Here is a 16,890-nt window from a genome sequence, read left to right as displayed (position 1 = left end):
CGGCACGAGGCGTCCGACGGCCGCGCCGACGCCGACGTTCCACAGTGCCCAGGCGAGGCCCGCGAGCACGGTGATCGGCAGGTACCGTCGCGGCCGCAGCCCACTGGCTCCCGCGACGAGGTTGACGGCGATGCGGGCGAACGGGATGTACCGCGCGGTGAGGATCGCGACCGCGGCTCGTCGATGCAGCGCATTCCCCGCGCGGACGATCGCCGCCGCGACGCGCGGCCGGCGCATCCAGCGGTACCTCGTCGTCCCGATGCGGCGGCCGATGAGGTAGCAGATGACGTCGCCGGTGACGGCGCCGGCCCAGGCGACCACGACGAGGAGCGCGAGGTTCGGTGAGCCGGTCGAACTCGCGATGGCGCCGAGAGCCGTCACCGCGGTCTCGCTCGGCAGGATCACGAGGAATGCGTCGGCGACCGTCAGCGCGTAGAGCGTGGGGAAGAGCCACGGTGAGGCGGCGATCGCGAGCAGCCACACCGTGATCTCCGCCTGCAGGGAGCCGATCCACGCCATACGACCGTTCTAGCGCACCCGGGTGAACGGTGTGTGACGCGGATCTCAGCCCGACCTGGCAGGCGCCGCCCGACCGTGTGAGCATGGAGGTCGGCGTGTGCCGACGAGGGGAGCATCATGGCGAGGTATGTGCGATTCGACGCGTTCGGTGGCCCAGAGGTGTTCCGCCTCGTGGAGGGCGACATCCCGCGACCTGGGCACGGGGAGGTCCGCGTCCGGGTGATCGTGGCGGGACTGAATCCGGTCGATTACAAGCTCGCGGCATCGCCCGAGGCTCTCGCCTCGTACGGACGCGAGCTGCCGAGCGGGAACGGCAACGACTTCGCGGGTGTCGTCGATGGTGTCGGCACCGGTGTCACCGGATTCGCGACCGGCGACCGCGTCTACGGCGGCCATCGGTTCTTCGCCCAGGCCGATTTCCTCACCGCACCGGCGGACATCCTGCACCACCTGCCACCGGGGCTCACGCTCGAGCAGGCGGGCGCACTCGACATCGCGGGCCGCGCGGCCCTCGCCTCGGTCGCCGCAGTGGGCGTCGGGCCTCGGGACACGGTCCTCGTGAGCGCGGCTGCCGGGGGCGTCGGCGTGCTCGCCGCCCAGCTCGCCAAGCGCGCGGGTGCCGTCGTGCTCGGGACCGCGGGTGATCGCAACCAGGAGTTCCTCCGAGGCCTCGGCGTGATCCCCGTCCTGTACGGCGACGGACTCCGCGGTCGCGTGGAGGCCGCGGCCCCCGCTGGGATCACCGCGGTGGTCGACACGCATGGCCGCGAGACCCTGCAGCTCGCCGTCGACCTCGGCGTCGCGCCCGAGCGGGTGAACACCATCGCCGATCGCCCCTTCGCTGCAGAGCACGGCTTCAGCGGCGTCGGTGGGCAGGCTGCCACCCTCGACCAACTCGCCGAGCTGGGCGAATGGATCGGCCGAGGCGAGATCGTGCTCCCCATCGACAGCGTCTGGCCGATGGAACGCGTCGTCGACGCCTATCGCCACCTCATCGACGGCCGGATCCGCGGCAAGGTCGTGCTCGTCACCGAGTGACGTCGCGGCGCGAACCCGTCGGGTCGTTGTGCGGTGCGACGGGGTCGAAGGCGCGCTTGCGGCTGAAGATCCAGCTGGCGCGCGGCTCGACGAGTGGTCTGAACACCCGCCGAACGGGTCCGCTCGACAGCACGATCACGATGAGGACCGACAGCAGGAGCATCCCGACCAGCACGATCTCCGGGTTGAAGGTGTCCTTCAGGATCCCGGATTCGCGCAACGGGTAGAGCACGAAGGAGTGCAGGAGGTAGACGTACATCGTCGACTGTCCGTACTTCGTGATCCACGACCCTCCACGCGGCACGAGCACGAAGAACGCCGCGGTGAGGACGACGGCGAGCAGGATGGCGGCGAGCCGCACGAGTCCGCCGGTCCAATCGCCATTTCCCAGCGCGTCGTAGCCGCGGTCGTAGAAGAACCAGTAGCGGAGGTCGATGGCCCGCCAGAGGTCGATCCCCACGATGAGCACGAGCGCCCAGACCGCGAGGACGGCCGCCGCGGCGACCCGGACCCACCAGGTCTGGGAACGGACGAGGTGCCAGCGGTCCACGAGTCGCCAGCGGTTGATCTGCCAACCGAGCACGAAGAACGGCAGGATGCCGAGCGCGCGGGAGAGGGAGAACGTGCTGTCGACGTTGTCGAGGTAGCCGACGCCGACCGAGATCACGACGCTCCACAGGAGCGGCCAGCGCAGCAGCGCGAGGTACGGGAGCACGAGGCGGAAGATCCCGAGGGCCAGCAGGAACCACAGCGTCCACGACGGCTGCGTCGGGTTCAGTTCGCGCTTGCCCTCGACGAGGAACTGCACGAGCGACCAGACACCCTCCATGATCAGGTAGGGGAGCAGGATGTCGGTGATCACCCGACGCATCTGCCGTCTCCCGGGTGGGGCCGACTTCGAGAAGTAGCCGCTCACGATCGCGAACGCCGGCATGTGGAACGCGTAGATGAAGAGGTAGACGACGAGCGCGGCGTCCGAGTCCGAGGTCAGCCGCTGGATCGCGTGGCCCATCACCACGAGCGTGATGCAGGCGAAACGTGCGTTGTCCCAGAACGGGACCCGCTTCTTCGGGCGAGCGGCAGCCGGGGTGGGAACGGTCACCGTCACCTCCGAGGTCGATGCACCAGCGTAGCCCAGCGTGGCCGGAGCAGTTCGACCGGGGCGTGGCCGTCGATCGATGGCGTAGCGTTGGAGGGTTGCAGGAGAGCGGAGGCGGATGATGGCGGAACGCGGTCTGAAGACCTCGCTCATCAGTTTCGCGCCCTCACCCAAACGCTGGCCGGTGGCCCTGACCGCGGCCATCGCCATGGCGGTCCCCGTCGCGGTCGCCACCTTCTTCGGGCTCACGCCACTCGGCCTCCTCGCCGGACTCGGCGCGTTCACCGCGCTCTACTGCGTGCCGCTCAGCCGTCGTGACCGTCTGCGCGTCCTCCCGTTCATCGGGGTGGGCCTCATCGCGGCAGCAGCACTGGGCGTGGCGATGTCAGGATCGCGACCGCTCACGGCGATCGGCCTCATCCTCGTCGGGTCGGCCGTGATCTGGCTCGTCCAAGGCATCGTGCTAGGGCCGCCCGGCGCGCTCTTCTTCATCCTCGTCTTCGGGATCGCCGGGCACCTGAGCGCGCCGACGGCGATCGGCGGGGCGGGACTGGACGGTGCACTCGTCATCCTGCTCGTCGCCGCGGGATCGCTCTTCGCCTACCTCGTGGTCGTCGTACCGCTCGTCGTTCCGACCGTTCGCCGTGCCGCTGGGAAACCCACGCCCATGCGTGCGCTCTTCCCGGAGTACCGTCTGAGCGCGACCGACCGGCGGATCGCGACGCGCCTCACCGTGGCGCTCGTGCTGAGCGCCGTCATCGGTGCACTGCTCGGCCTTGGACACGGCTATTGGATCGCGGGGTCCGCCGTTGCGATCCTGAGCGTCGGCCACTCGCGCACCCTCAGTGCGACGCGCGGCGTGCACCGCGTGCTCGGCACCCTCGTCGGCGCCGGGATCTTCCTGCTCGTCGCGTCCCTCGAACCCCATGGCTACGTCCTGGCTCTCGTGCTCGCCGCACTGCAGTTCACGATCGAGCTCGTCGTCATCCGGCACTACGCCCTCGCGCTCGTGTTCATCACGCCGCTCGTGCTCATCATCAGCACCTCCTCGTCGACGACACCCGTGCTCGCCATCGTGGGTGAGCGCGTGCTCGACACCGTCATCGGCGCGGTCATCGCCGTGCTCCTCCTGATCGTCTCCTGGTGGCGGGACCGGTGTCGTCCCGCGTCGCCGCAGACACCGAAGGCCCCGCCCATCACCTGAGCGTCCGTGTCGTACCGGCAGCCGCAGAGGGCCCCTCTGCTAGGCTCGAACACGGCGGTCCGTCTCGGTCCGCCGCGCAACAGCCAGCCGACAGGAAGCTGGTCCTCGGTGGTGTATCCCTCGCAGACGGCGGGTGATGTTCTACTGGTGGCCAGCCAAGTCCCGGAAGACCGGGCGGCTTGAGCAAGTACTGCGGCTGCGCTGCGCGCTGCAACATGCACGACCGCGCTCGACGGCGCGTCCATTCGGGACGCGCGGCCCGCCACTCGGCGGGAGCGCACACGTACGAAGGAGAGACCTGTGGAAGGTCCAGAAATCAAGTTCGCCGAGGCTGTCCTCGACAACGGCAAGTTCGGCAAGCGCACGGTCCGGTTCGAAGCCGGCCGCCTCGCGCAGCAGGCACAGGGCGCGATCGCCGCGTACCTCGACGAGGAGACCATGCTCCTCTCGGCCACCTCGGCCGGAAAGCACCCCAAGGACAACTTCGACTTCTTCCCCCTCACGGTGGACGTCGAGGAGCGCTCCTACGCAGCCGGCAAGATCCCGGGTTCGTTCTTCCGTCGTGAGGGCCGCCCCTCGACCGAAGCGATCCTCGTCTGCCGCCTCATCGACCGGCCGCTGCGCCCGTCGTTCGTCACCGGCCTCCGCAACGAGGTCCAGATCGTCATCACCGTCCTCTCGATCGCTCCGGGCGAGTTCTACGACGCGCTCGCGATCAACGCGGCGTCGATGTCCACCCAGATCTCGGGACTTCCGTTCTCCGGCCCGATCGGCGCCGTCCGCCTCGCGCTCATCCCCGGGCAGTCCGGCGAAGCCGACCAGTGGGTCGCCTTCCCGAAGGTCGACCAGCTCGAGGAAGCCGTCTTCGACATCATCGTCGCCGGCCGCATCGTGACCGATGCCAACGGCAACGAAGACGTCGCGATCATGATGGTCGAGGCTGAGGCCACCGAGAACAGCTGGAACCTCATCAAGGCCGGCGCCACGAAGCCCGACGAGGCTGTCGTCGCCGCGGGCCTCGAAGCATCGAAGCCGTTCCTCAAGCAGCTCGTCAAGGCGCAGAGCGAACTGGCCGCCCAGGCGGCCAAGGAGATCGCGGCGTACCCCGTGTTCCTCCCGTACACGCAGGAGAGCTACGACGCCGTCGCCGGCCTCGCACACGACGAGCTGGTGAACGTCTACCAGATCGCCGACAAGATCGAGCGCCAGAACGCCGACGACGCCCTCAAGGACCGCGTGAAGGCGACCATCGCCGAGCAGGTCGAGGCCGGTTCGCTCGACCCCGAGGTGCTCACGCAGTTCTCGGCAGCGTACAAGTCCGTCTCGAAGGTCGTCATGCGCGGCCGTGTCCTCCGCGAGGGCATCCGCATCGACGGCCGCGGCCTGACCGACATCCGTCCGCTCGACGCCGAGGTGCAGGTCATCCCGCGCGTCCACGGTTCCGCGATCTTCCAGCGCGGCGAGACCCAGATCCTGGGTGTCACCACGCTGAACATGCTCAAGATGGAGCAGCAGATCGACTCGCTGTCGCCCGTCACGAAGAAGCGTTACCTGCACCACTACAACTTCCCGCCCTACTCGACCGGTGAGACCGGCCGTGTCGGTTCGCCGAAGCGTCGCGAGATCGGGCACGGCTTCCTCGCCGAGCGCGCACTCGTGCCGGTGCTGCCGAGCCGCGAGGAGTTCCCCTACGCGATCCGTCAGGTGTCTGAGGCCCTCGGGTCCAACGGTTCCACCTCGATGGGTTCCGTCTGCGCGTCGACCCTGTCGCTGCTGAACGCCGGTGTGCCGCTGCGCGCACCCGTCGCCGGTATCGCCATGGGCCTCATCTCCGACGTCGTCGACGGTGAGACCCGTTACGCGGCGCTCACCGACATCCTCGGTGCGGAAGACGCGCTGGGCGACATGGACTTCAAGGTCGCCGGTACCTCCGAGTTCGTCACGGCCATCCAGCTCGACACGAAGCTCGACGGCATCCCGACCTCGGTGCTGACCGGTGCGCTCCAGCAGGCGAAGGACGCTCGCACGACGATCCTCTCGGTGCTGAACGCCGCGATCGACGCTCCCGACGAGATGGCGCCGACCGCGCCTCGCGTCATCAGCGTGCAGATCCCCGTCGACAAGATCGGCGAGCTGATCGGCCCGAAGGGCAAGACGATCAACTCGATCCAGGACGAGACCGGCGCCGACATCTCCATCGAGGAGGACGGCACCGTCTACATCGGCGCCGTCGACGGCCCGTCGGCCGAGGCAGCCCGCGCCCAGGTGAACGCGATCGCGAACCCCACCAACCCGGAGATCGGCGAGCAGTTCCTCGGAACCGTCGTCAAGATCGCCGCGTTCGGTGCGTTCGTCTCGCTCCTCCCGGGCAAGGACGGCCTGCTGCACATCTCCGAGGTCCGCAAGCTCGCCGGTGGCAAGCGTGTGGAGAACGTCGAAGACGTGCTCGGCGTCGGCCAGAAGATCCTCGTCGAGATCACGAAGATCGACGACCGCGGCAAGCTGTCCCTCGCACCGGTCGTCGCCGACGAGGCCGACACGCACGGCAGCGACGCTGCCAGCGCCGGCCCCGAAGCACCCGCCGAAGGCTAAGCGAGCAGTATCATCCGGACGCCCGTCCCGCGCATGCGGGGCGGGCGTCCGTCGTTCGTGCCGCCCGCCCGCGGCGTGTCGACGGTTGAGTGGATGACGCTTCCGGCGTAGCCTCGGAACACCTCGCGATGGCGCGAGGTCACGGCACCGCTCACGAGGCACCGCCGTGAGGTCACCGAACTCAAGGCGGCGTGCATCGTGTCGATGGAGACTCACACCCATTCCCCGCAGGACTCTCCCGGTCGGGGAGGTGACGCACGAGAGCCGTCGGCTCAACCCGAGTTCGTCCAATTGCTCGATGCCGACGGAGTCCGTCGCGAGGACCCGCTCTACGACCTCTTCGTCGCCGATCTCGGGCCGGCGGAACTGCTCGGACTCTACGAGGACCTCGTCGTCACCCGTCGGATCGACACCGAGGCGACGGCCCTGCAGCGCCAGGGCGAGATCGGCCTCTGGCCCCCGCTCCTCGGACAGGAGGCTGCGCAGGTCGGCTCCGCCCGTGTGCTCCGCCGCGGCGACTTCGTGTTCACCAGCTACCGCGAGCAGGCCGTCGCGTACTGCCGGGGTGTCGAGCTCGACCAGTTGATGGCGATGTGGCGCGGGACGGCACTGTCGGGCTGGGATCCCTTCGCCGTGGGCATGGCGACACCCGCGGTGATCATCGGCGCACAAACCCTGCACGCGACGGGATACGCCATGGGCTGCCAGCGCGACGGGTCCGACGCGGTCGCGGTCGCCTACTTCGGCGACGGCGCGACGAGCCAGGGAGACGTGAACGAGGCAGTCGTGCTCGCGGCGAGTTTCCGTGCTCCCGTGATCTTCTTCTGCCAGAACAACCAGTACGCGATCTCCGAACCCGTCGGACTCCAGGCGCAGCGACCGATCGCGGAGCGTTCCCCGGGCTTCGGCGTACCCAGCATCCGCGTCGACGGCAACGACATCCTCGCGGTCACCGCCGCCATGCGCATCGCGGTGGACCGTGCCCGCTCCGGTGGAGGTCCGACCTTCATCGAGGCCGTGACCTATCGTCTGGGACCGCACACGACGTCCGATGACCCGACGCGCTACCGCGACGAGGATGAAGTCGCCTCCTGGCGGGCGAAGGACCCGATCACCCGGCTCGAGCGACTGCTGGAGCGTGAAGACGTCCTCGACGACGCGGCTCGCGCGCGGGTGAGCCGGGCTGCCGACGATGCCGCGTCGCGCGTGCGGGCCGGGTGCCTCGCGCTCGCAGCACCCGAACCCATGTCGGTCTTCGACGACGTCTACGCGACGGCGAACCCGGTCCTCGAGCGCCAGCGCGACGAGTACCGGGCGTACCTCGCGATGTTCGAAGGTGGTGCACGATGACGACGCTCACGCTCAGCAAGGCGATCAACACCGGACTGCGTCACGCGCTCGCCGACGATGACCGGGTGCTGCTGCTCGGAGAGGACATCGGACGGCTCGGTGGTGTCTTCCGGGTCACCGACGGGCTGCAGGCCGAGTTCGGTGACGACCGGGTGATCGACATGCCGCTCGCGGAGTCCGCCATCATCGGCGCGGCCATCGGACTCGCGTTCCGTGGGTTCCGACCGGTGTGCGAGATCCAGTTCGACGGGTTCATCTACCCGGGATTCGACCAGATCGTCGCACAGCTCGCGAAGCTCCACTACCGCACGAAGGGGGCGGTGCGTATGCCCGTGACGATCCGGGTGCCCTACGGCGGTGGCATCGGCGCGGTGGAACACCACTCGGAGTCGCCGGAGGCGTACTTCGCGCACACCGCTGGCCTTCGGGTGGTCACCTGTTCGGACCCGCAGGACGCGCACACGATGATCCGGCAGGCGATCGCGTGCGACGACCCGGTCCTGTTCTTCGAGCCGAAACGGCGGTACTGGACGAAGGGCGAGGTCATCGAGGACCTTCCGGAAGACTCGCTGGCGTTCACCCGGGCGCGCATCGTCCGGGCGGGAACGGATGCGACGCTCGTGGCATACGGCCCGCTCGTGCAGACCGCACTCGAGGCGGCGGCCGCCGCAGCGGACGAGGGAATCGACCTGGAGGTCGTCGACCTGCGCTCGCTCGCTCCGATCGACGTCGAGGCGGTCGTCGCGTCCGTCTCGAAGACCGGGCGGCTGGTCATCACCCACGAGGCGCAGCGATCCGGCGGGATCGGCGCCGAGCTCGCCGCGACGATCACCGAGCGCTGCTTCGATCTCCTCGAGGAGGCTCCGGTGCGGGTGACAGGTTTCGACACGCCGTATCCGGCATCGTCGCTCGAGGACCACTTCCTGCCGGATCTCGACCGCATCCTCGATGGTGTCGACCGCGCGCTCGGACGGCCGTCGTCGGCCACCGTCGGACGGGAGGCTGCACGATGAAGCGGTTCGCGTTGCCCGACCTCGGGGAAGGGCTCACGGAGAGCGAACTCGTGTCCTGGCGGGTCGCCGTGGGGGATCACGTCGAGCTGAACCAGGTGGTCGCCGAGGTCGAGACGGCCAAGGCGCTCGTCGAGCTCCCGGCGCCGACGGCCGGCGTGGTGCTGCGGTTGCACGCCGAACCCGGGGCGATCGTGCTGGTCGGTGAGCCCCTCGTGGACTTCACGCCTGACGGTGAACACCCTGAACCGGTCGGCGGCGCTCCGGCCGAAGCGGCGCGGCCTGCGCAGCCGTCCGCCGCGGGCGAGCGGGAACCCGTCCTCGTCGGTTACGGACCGCGGACCGCGACGGGGGAGCGTCCGAGGCGCCGGGAGCGCTCCGGCATGGCCGCCGCATCGGTGGCTTCCGACATCGTGGCCGGCGAGTCGACGGCTCCAGGTCGCGAGCGTCCGCGAGCGACGCCACCGGTCCGCCGACTCGCCAGGGATCTGGGCGTCGAGCTCGTGCGCCTCACCGGTACGGGAGCCGGTGGCCGGATCTCCCGCGAGGACGTCGAACAGGCGGCAGCTGGTGGAACGGCCGTCGGCGAGGAGCGGTCCGCGTCCGGGCCGCAGGCCGTCGCTCGGATCGTTCAGGGAGCGAATCGCCCCGAGCCGGTCGAGGTCGACGGCGAGGTCCGACGACCCATCACCGGCGTGCGGCGGCGCACTGCGGAGGCGATGGTCCGCAGCGCCTTCACCGCTCCACATGTGACCGAGTTCCTGACGGTCGACGTGACGCCGACGATGTCACTGCTCGACGCGCTCGCGAGATCACCGCATACCGGCGACCACCGGGTCAACATCTTGACCGTGCTCGCGAAGGCGGTGTGCATCGCCGCTCGGCGCACGCCGTCGATCAACGCGAGTTGGGACGAGTCCGCTGGCGAGATCGTCGAGTACGCGCACGTCGGTCTCGGCATCGCCGCGGCGACGCCCCGGGGATTGCTCGTGCCGAACATCGCACGAGCGGAGGAGCTCAGTCTGTTCGAACTCGCCGACGCCCTCTCAGTGCTCGTCCGGACGGCGCGCGAGGGTCGTACGGCGCCGGCGGAGTTGCGCGGTGGCACGATCACGATCACGAACGTCGGCGTGTTCGGCATCGACGCCGGGACACCGATCCTCAATCCGGGTGAGGCGGCGATCGTCGCGCTCGGTGCCGTGCGCCGACAACCGTGGGAGTTCGAGGGCGAGATCGCACTGCGGCATGTCGTCACCCTGTCGTTGTCGTTCGACCATCGACTCGTCGACGGCGAGCAGGGTTCCCGGTTCCTCGTGGACCTCGGGACGATGCTCGCTGACCCGGCGATGGTACTGACGATGGTGTGAGCGCCGAGACACTCGTCAGATGCCGCGGTCGACGAGGTCGAGGAGGTGCTCGGTCGCGTACTCCACCGTCTGGTCGTCGAGACCGCGCAGCGGGCCGTCGATGATGAGCATGCCGAGTCCGTGCACGGAGGACCAGGCGAGGAGTTCCGCGCCCGGCCGGCGTTCCGGAGGGAGGACGCCGGCCGCGAGGAGCTCGTCGAGGACACTGCTGAGCGTCTCGAACGGCGTGCGACCGCCGGCGCCACGTTTGCTGGAACGCAGGGCCTCACCCAGATCGGTCGGGACGGAGAAGGCAGCACGGAAGAGTCCTGGTTCGTCGCGGGCGAACCGCAGGTATCCGCTCCCGACGGCCCGGAGCCGGAGTCGGGCGTCGCCAGCTGCAGAGCCGGTGGGGGTGATCCTGGCGATCGCCTCGGCCATGCGGTCGGCGGCGAACCCCTGTGCCGTGTCCGAGACGGCCTGCACGAGGGCTTCGCGGTCGGCGAAGTGGCGGTAGGCGGCGTTGGGGGAGACTCCGGCGCGCCGAGTGGCCTCGCGGAGGACGACCGCGTCGGGCCCGCCGCTCCGCGCCATCTCCACCCCGGCATCGAGGAGCGCCTGTCGGAGGTCGCCGTGCCGGTACGTGCTCCGCACGCTCGTGGGACTGCTCATGGATTCCGCTCCGCACACGATCGACCCTGGACGGATCGGGCCCGGTCTGACATTGTGAACAGTGTACACATCGGAGTGAGGCGAAGGAGTGACCATGGTCAAGTACGCGGACGTCTTCAGCGGGTTCTCGGTGGACGACATCGATGCGGCTCGTACCTTCTATCGCGACGTCCTCGGGCTCGAGGTCGCCGACAACGCGATGGGGTTCCTGAACATCTCCCTGCCGGCTGGAGGGGCGGTCCTCGTGTACAACAAGCCGGACCACACGCCGGCGTCGTTCACGATCCTGAACCTCGCGGTCGACGACGTCGAAGCCGCCGTCGACGAATTGAACGCGCGCGGCGTCGCGACGAAGATCTATCCCGATGACCAGCTGCCGACCGACGCGAAGGGCATCATGCGTGGCAACGGTCCCGACATCGCCTGGTTCACGGACCCGGCCGGCAACGTCCTGTCCGTCCTGTCGGACTGACGCCCGGGGTCAGTCGGCGCGGAGTGCGGCGAGCGCCATGCGCTCGAGTGCCGCACGGACCGTCTCGCGTGCGACGCTGTCGTCGCGGGTGCGTGTCGCGCTGTGCGGGGTGGAGTTGATGAGCCCGAAGCCGGCGTGGGCGCGAACCCGCAGCTCGGCCGCGGGGACGCCCGGGTGGAGCTGTGCGAGCACGTCGACCCAGCGTTCCACGTAGCGGCGCTGCAGGGTCCGGACGGTGCGACGGTCGTCTGGTGTGAGGCTGTCGAGGTCGTGGTCCTGGACGCGGATGACGTCGCGGTGGTCGAGGGCGAAGGCGACGTGGAATTCGACGAGGCTGCGGAGTGCGTGCTCGCTGTCCGCGGCGCGCTCGACCTCGGCGGTCCCGCCGTCGAGCAGCGTCTGGCTGACGTCGATGAGCAGGGCGGCGAGGACGGCCTGTTTGCTCGGGAAGTGGCGGTAGACCGCTGGGCCGCTCATGCCGACGGCGGTTCCGAGGTCCTCCATCGAGACGCCGGCGAAGCCGCGTTCGGCGAACAGAGCGGCCGCGGAGTGGAGGAGTGCGGCTCGACGGAGGGCTTTCGCCTCGCTTCGGCCGATCCGCGGTGAGGCGGCCGACGGCGTTGAGTCGGACATCGGGCCTCCTCGGGCTGGACATTTTCGGTTAACGAAGACTAACCTGGATTTCAGTGAGTGGTGAATAACTGAACCGCTCGCAGTCGACGACGACAGGAGCCGGTGTGGCCATTCTCACGAGCACAGCCGATCCGGCGTCAGCGCGCTTCCGGGAGCAGGCAGCCGCACAGCGTTCCCTCGTCGACGCCTTGGAACGGCGATTGGCCGAGGCTGCGCTCGGCGGCCCCGAGGCGTCCAGGCAGCGCCACCTCGATCGCGGGAAGCTCCTGCCGCGGGACCGCGTCGACCGGGTGCTCGACGAGGGGAGCCCGTTCCTCGAGATCGCTCCGCTCGCAGCACTCGGGCTCTACGACGATGCGAGCCCGGCGGCCGGAGTGATCGCGGGGATCGGCCGCGTGCACGGCAGGCTGGTGCTCGTCGTCTCGAACGATGCGACCGCGAAGGGCGGCTCCTACTTCCCGCTGACCGTCAAGAAGCACCTGCGGGCACAGGAGATCGCGAGCGCGAACCGCCTCCCGTGCCTCTACCTCGTCGACTCCGGGGGAGCGAACCTCCCGACGCAGGACGAGGTGTTCCCCGACCGGGAGCACTTCGGCCGGATCTTCTTCAACCAGGCGAGGATGTCGGCCGCGGGGATCCCGCAACTGGCTGCGGTGCTCGGCTCGTGCACCGCCGGTGGCGCTTATGTCCCGGCGATGAGCGACGAGAACGTCATCGTCCGGGGCCAGGGCACCATCTTCCTCGGAGGGCCGCCCCTCGTGAAAGCCGCAATCGGTGAGGTGGTGACGCCGGAGCAGTTGGGCGGCGGCGAACTCCACGCCAGGGTGTCCGGAGTCACCGACCATCTGGCGGACGATGATGCTCACGCGCTCGAACTCCTCCGTGAGGCGGTCGCGACCCTGCCGCCACCCGCTCCCCGGGTGTGGGACGTGCACGAGAGCGTTCCGCCGGCCGTGCCGGAGGACGAGCTCTACGGCGTCGTCCCCACTGAGCTCCAGACGGCGTACGACGTCCGTGAGGTGATCGCGCGACTCGTCGACGGCAGCGAGTTCTCGGAGTTCAAGCGCGAGTACGGCGACACCCTCGTCACGGGGTTCGCCCGACTGCACGGTCACCCGGTCGGCATCATCGCGAACAACGGTGTGCTCTTCAGCGAGTCGGCGCTCAAAGGCGCGCACTTCATCGAACTCGCAGACCAACGGGGGATCCCGCTGCTGTTCCTGCAGAACATCTCGGGCTTCATGGTCGGCAGCGACGCTGAGGCCGGCGGGATCGCCAAGCACGGAGCGAAGATGGTCACCGCGGTCGCGACGACCCGGGTGCCGAAGCTGACCGTCGTCATCGGCGGGTCCTTCGGTGCCGGGAACTACTCCATGTGCGGCAGGGCGTACGACCCGCGATTCCTCTGGATGTGGCCGGGTGCACGGATCTCGGTGATGGGAGGTCCGCAGGCGGCGAGCGTCCTCGCGACGGTGAAGCGGGACCAGCTGGAAGCGCGGGGTGACGTGTGGAGTGCTGAGGACGAGGCTGCGTTCCGAGCGCCCATCCTCGCCGACTTCGAAGAGCAGGGCAGCCCGTACTACTCCACCGCCAGGCTCTGGGACGACGGCGTCATCGATCCTGCAGACACCCGGACGGTGCTGGGCCTCGCCCTCGAGGTCTGTTCCAGAGCACCTCTGCCCGAGCCCGGCTTCGGCCTGTTCAGGATGTGAGCGCGCCATGACCGATGGATCAGAGACACCAGTCGTCCGCCCGTTCCCCTCCGTCCTCATCGCCAATCGCGGCGAGATCGCGTGTCGCATCATCCGCACGCTGCGGGTGCTCGGGATCGAGAGCATCGCTGTGTACAGCGACGCCGACCAGGACGCCCCGCACGTGCAACTCGCCGACCGGGCCGTGCGACTCGGACCTGCACCGGCCAGCGAGAGCTACCTCGATGTGCAGGCGGTCGTCCGCGCCGCTCTCGAGGCCGGAGCGGCAGCCGTCCACCCCGGGTACGGCTTCCTGTCCGAGCAGCCCGCCCTCGCGAGCGCGCTGGCCGAAGCGGGCATCGTCTTCATCGGACCGGAGGTCGCCGCCCTCGAACTGATGGGCGACAAGATCCGCGCGAAGGAGCATGTGGCACGCCTCGGGGTGCCGATCATCGAGGGAGTCGCCGACCCGTCGCTCGACGACGACGCACTTGTCGCAGCCGGGATCGCGATCGGCTTCCCGCTCATCGTGAAACCGGCCGGCGGCGGTGGAGGCAAAGGCATGCAGGTGGTGCGGGACGCCGACGCGCTCCCCGAGGCGATCGCCTCGGCGCACCGGGTCGCGGCGGCGGCTTTCGGCGACGCCACCCTCCTCCTCGAACGGCTCGTCCGGACCCCGCGTCACATCGAAGTGCAGGTGCTCGCCGACGCGCACGGCACCGTGCTCCACCTCGGGGAACGCGAGTGCTCCCTGCAGCGTCGCCACCAGAAGGTCATCGAGGAGTCGCCATCGCCACTCATCGACGACGCCGCGCGGGCGCGGTTGGGTGCAGCGGCCTGTGCGGTCGCGCGCAGTGTCGGCTACCTCGGCGTCGGCACGGTCGAGTTCCTCGTCTCGGGTGATCGACCGGGGGAGTTCGCCTTCCTCGAGATGAACACGAGGCTGCAGGTGGAGCACCCGGTCACCGAACTCGTGACCGGCGTCGACCTCGTCGAGTGGCAGCTGCGGGTCGCCGCGGGCGAAGCTCTCACCTTCACCCAGGACGACGTCCGGTTCACGGGCCATGCGCTCGAGGCCCGTCTCTACGCCGAAGACCCGTCGGCGGACTTCCTGCCGCAGACGGGGGTCCTCGACCTGCTCCGGCTCCCGGACGGCTCCGGCGTCCGCGTGGACGCCGGGATCGCCGAAGGTCAGCTCATCGGACCCTGGTACGACCCCATGCTCGCCAAGATCGTGGCCTGGGCTCCCGACCGGGAGACGGCGATCCGCCGACTCGACCGGGCGCTGGCTGACACCGTCGTGCTCGGCGTCCGGACGAACCTCGGCTTCCTTCGCCGCCTCCTCGCCGACGAGGACGTGGTGGCGGGCGCGCTCCACACCGGCATCATCGCGGGGATCCTCGACGCCGAACCACCGGTCCCGACCACCGACCGGGTGTTCCTCGCAGCGGCGCTCGCCGAACTCGTCGCGAGCGAAGCCGTCCCGACGGACGCGGGAGCGGGCCTCAGTGCCCTCTGGTCGGCACCGAGCGGGTGGCGGCTCGGCACGGCTGCGCCGAACAGACATCGCCTGCGCGCCGATGACGGTCGCCTGGTCGACGTCGAGGTGCGCGGAGACGTGACCCACGCGACGGCGACCATCGACGGCTCGGCCGCCCACGACGTCGCTCTCCGGCCTCGACCGGACGGCTGCTTCGGCTTCGAGCACGACGGACAGACCGTCGCACTCACCACCGTTCGCAGCGGGGACACCCGCTGGCTCGCGCTCGACGGGGCGGTGACCGCCATAACCGTCGTGCCGAGGTGCGAGACCGCCGTCCGCGCCTCCGCCGCCAGCAGCCTCGCAGACCCGGACGTGCGGACGCCCATGCCCGGCACCGTCACCGCGGTGCACGTCTCGGACGGCGACCACGTCGTCTCCGGCCAGGCCCTCGTCACGATCGAGGCCATGAAGATGGAGCACCTGCTCCACGCCGGCGCGCCCGGCGTCGTCACCCTGCACGTCAGCGCCGGCGGCACCGTCTCCACACGTCAGTCCGTCGCGACCATCGTCGCCGACCCCCACCCAGCACCCCAGATCGGAGCACCAGCATGAACACCGAGCTCAGCCCGGAGTACCAGCGCGTCGTCGACACCGTGAAAGCGTTCGCCGACGAGGTCGTCGCTCCGGCCGCCTACCAGTACGACACCGAACGACGGCTCCCGTACGACATCATCGCCCAGATGGGGGAGCTCGGACTCTTCGGACTCCCGTTCCCCAAGCGGTACGGCGGCCAGGGGATGGACTACTTCGCCCTCTGCCTCGCCGTCGAGCAGCTCGGACGAGTCGACCAGAGCATCGGTGTGACCCTCGAGGCCGGTGTCGGACTCGGTGCGATGCCCATCTTCCTGAACGGCACCGAGGCCCAGCGAGAGGAATGGCTCCCGCAGCTCGCGAGCGGATCGGCGCTCGCCGCGTTCGGCCTCACCGAGGCGAGAGCCGGAAGTGATGCCGGAGCCACCGAGACGACCGCGGAACTCGTCGACGGGGAATGGGTCATCAACGGCACGAAGCAGTTCATCACGAACTCGGGCAGTGCGATCACGAAGCTCGTCACGGTGACCGCCGTCACGGGGGAGCGGACGAGGCCCGACGGCTCCACGAAGAAGGAACTGTCCACCATCCTGGTCCCGGTGCCGACCACCGGCTTCACCGCGTTGCCCTCGTACGACAAGGTCGGCTGGCACACCTCGGACACCCACCCACTGCGCTTCGAGGATGTGCGGGTGCCCGAGGCGAACCTGTTGGGCGAGCGCGGGCGCGGATACGCCAACTTCCTGACGGTCCTCGACGGCGGACGCATCGCGGTGGCGGCGCTCGCCGTCGGCGCCGCCCAGGGCTGTCTCGAGGAGGCGATCCGCTACGCGAAGGAGCGCGTCGTCTTCGGCCGTCCGATCGGCGACAACCAGTGGATCTCCTTCCGCATCGCGAAGATGCAGGCGCGGGTCCACGCCGCGAGGCTCGCCTACTACGACGCGGCTTCGCGGATGCTCCGAGGTGCCCCGTACAAGATGGAGGCCTCGATCGCGAAGATGGTCGCTGGTGAGGCCGCGATGGACAACGCGCGGGACGCGACGCAGATCTTCGGTGGCTACGGCTTCCTCAACGAGAACCCCGTCGCCCGTCACTTCCGCGATTCGAAGATCCTGGAGATCGGTGAAGGGACCACCGAGGTGCAGCTCATGATCATCGCCCGCGAACTCGGATTCGTCTCGTGAGGGGCC

At 69.4% G+C, this 16,890-nt stretch carries 13 protein-coding genes and 1 pseudogene; 10 read left to right on the top strand and 4 right to left on the bottom strand.

From position 1 onward, the window contains the following. Positions 1 to 33: 33 nt before the first annotated feature. Positions 34 to 519: pseudogene (locus KXS11_RS13395) on the bottom strand (DedA family protein); the annotation flags it as partial. A gap of 117 nt (positions 520 to 636) precedes the next feature. Between KXS11_RS13395 and KXS11_RS13390 the strand changes: the two are divergent. Beyond that, positions 637 to 1,557 carry an NADP-dependent oxidoreductase gene (locus tag KXS11_RS13390; RefSeq protein ID WP_437386101.1) on the top strand — a complete coding sequence of 307 codons (921 nt, stop codon included), beginning with the start codon at positions 637 to 639 and terminating at the stop codon, positions 1,555 to 1,557. Here KXS11_RS13390 and KXS11_RS13385 read toward each other — a convergent pair. Further along, positions 1,547 to 2,659, bottom strand: a complete 1,113-nt coding sequence (locus tag KXS11_RS13385) for an acyltransferase family protein (RefSeq protein WP_437386100.1) — start codon at positions 2,657 to 2,659, stop codon at positions 1,547 to 1,549. The genes KXS11_RS13390 and KXS11_RS13385 overlap by 11 nt on opposite strands. 115 nt (positions 2,660 to 2,774) lie before the next feature. On the opposite strand from KXS11_RS13385, the gene KXS11_RS13380 reads away from it, so the two are divergent. From KXS11_RS13380 to KXS11_RS13360, 5 genes are all read left to right on the top strand, one after another. After that, positions 2,775 to 3,860: an FUSC family protein gene (locus tag KXS11_RS13380; protein ID WP_437386099.1), complete on the top strand. Its 1,086-nt coding sequence runs from the start codon at positions 2,775 to 2,777 to the stop codon at positions 3,858 to 3,860. Between the two features lie 300 nt (positions 3,861 to 4,160). Further along, positions 4,161 to 6,452: a polyribonucleotide nucleotidyltransferase gene (locus tag KXS11_RS13375; RefSeq protein ID WP_437386098.1), complete on the top strand. Its 2,292-nt coding sequence runs from the start codon at positions 4,161 to 4,163 to the stop codon at positions 6,450 to 6,452. Positions 6,453 to 6,656: 204 nt separating this feature from the next. Beyond that, positions 6,657 to 7,802, top strand: coding sequence for a pyruvate dehydrogenase (acetyl-transferring) E1 component subunit alpha (pdhA, locus tag KXS11_RS13370; RefSeq protein ID WP_437386097.1), 1,146 nt, complete (start codon positions 6,657 to 6,659; stop codon positions 7,800 to 7,802). After that, entirely contained in the window at positions 7,799 to 8,815 is a 1,017-nt protein-coding gene (locus KXS11_RS13365; protein WP_437386096.1) for an alpha-ketoacid dehydrogenase subunit beta, read from the top strand. The genes pdhA and KXS11_RS13365 overlap by 4 nt, the downstream gene beginning before the upstream one ends. Beyond that, positions 8,812 to 10,179: a dihydrolipoamide acetyltransferase family protein gene (locus KXS11_RS13360; RefSeq protein WP_437386095.1), complete on the top strand. Its 1,368-nt coding sequence runs from the start codon at positions 8,812 to 8,814 to the stop codon at positions 10,177 to 10,179. Before KXS11_RS13365 ends, KXS11_RS13360 begins: the two co-directional genes overlap by 4 nt. 15 nt (positions 10,180 to 10,194) lie before the next feature. Here the strand turns inward: KXS11_RS13360 and KXS11_RS13355 are convergent, their stop codons facing one another. Continuing rightward, a complete protein-coding gene (locus KXS11_RS13355; RefSeq protein ID WP_437386094.1) occupies positions 10,195 to 10,830 on the bottom strand; it encodes a TetR/AcrR family transcriptional regulator in 636 nt (211 codons plus the stop codon). A gap of 94 nt (positions 10,831 to 10,924) precedes the next feature. Here KXS11_RS13355 and KXS11_RS13350 point away from each other — a divergent pair, with 94 nt between their 5' ends. Then, positions 10,925 to 11,302 (top strand): VOC family protein, encoded by a 378-nt coding sequence (locus KXS11_RS13350; RefSeq protein ID WP_437386093.1) that lies wholly within the window; start codon positions 10,925 to 10,927, stop codon positions 11,300 to 11,302. Positions 11,303 to 11,311: 9 nt separating this feature from the next. Here the strand turns inward: KXS11_RS13350 and KXS11_RS13345 are convergent, their stop codons facing one another. Further along, on the bottom strand, positions 11,312 to 11,935 hold the full coding sequence (locus tag KXS11_RS13345; protein WP_437386092.1) for an SACE_7040 family transcriptional regulator: 624 nt from the start codon (positions 11,933 to 11,935) through the stop codon (positions 11,312 to 11,314). 104 nt (positions 11,936 to 12,039) lie between these two features. Here KXS11_RS13345 and KXS11_RS13340 point away from each other — a divergent pair, with 104 nt between their 5' ends. Genes KXS11_RS13340 through KXS11_RS13330 form a run of 3 tightly spaced genes read left to right on the top strand, consistent with a single transcriptional unit; the run spans position 12,040 to position 16,884 of the window. Then, positions 12,040 to 13,647 carry a carboxyl transferase domain-containing protein gene (locus KXS11_RS13340; RefSeq protein ID WP_437386091.1) on the top strand — a complete coding sequence of 536 codons (1,608 nt, stop codon included), beginning with the start codon at positions 12,040 to 12,042 and terminating at the stop codon, positions 13,645 to 13,647. A 7-nt stretch (positions 13,648 to 13,654) separates the two neighbouring features. Further along, complete coding sequence (locus tag KXS11_RS13335) at positions 13,655 to 15,721, top strand: acetyl/propionyl/methylcrotonyl-CoA carboxylase subunit alpha (protein WP_437386090.1); 2,067 nt, start codon at positions 13,655 to 13,657, stop codon at positions 15,719 to 15,721. Beyond that, complete coding sequence (locus KXS11_RS13330; protein ID WP_437386089.1) at positions 15,718 to 16,884, top strand: acyl-CoA dehydrogenase family protein; 1,167 nt, start codon at positions 15,718 to 15,720, stop codon at positions 16,882 to 16,884. Before KXS11_RS13335 ends, KXS11_RS13330 begins: the two co-directional genes overlap by 4 nt. The last annotated feature ends 6 nt before the right edge of the window (positions 16,885 to 16,890 follow it).

Source organism: Plantibacter flavus (assembly GCF_051487245.1).
GTDB lineage: Bacteria > Actinomycetota > Actinomycetes > Actinomycetales > Microbacteriaceae > Plantibacter > Plantibacter flavus_B.
The sequence above is the reverse complement of the archived record's forward strand: the minus strand, read 5'-3'. Positions and strand labels throughout refer to the sequence as shown.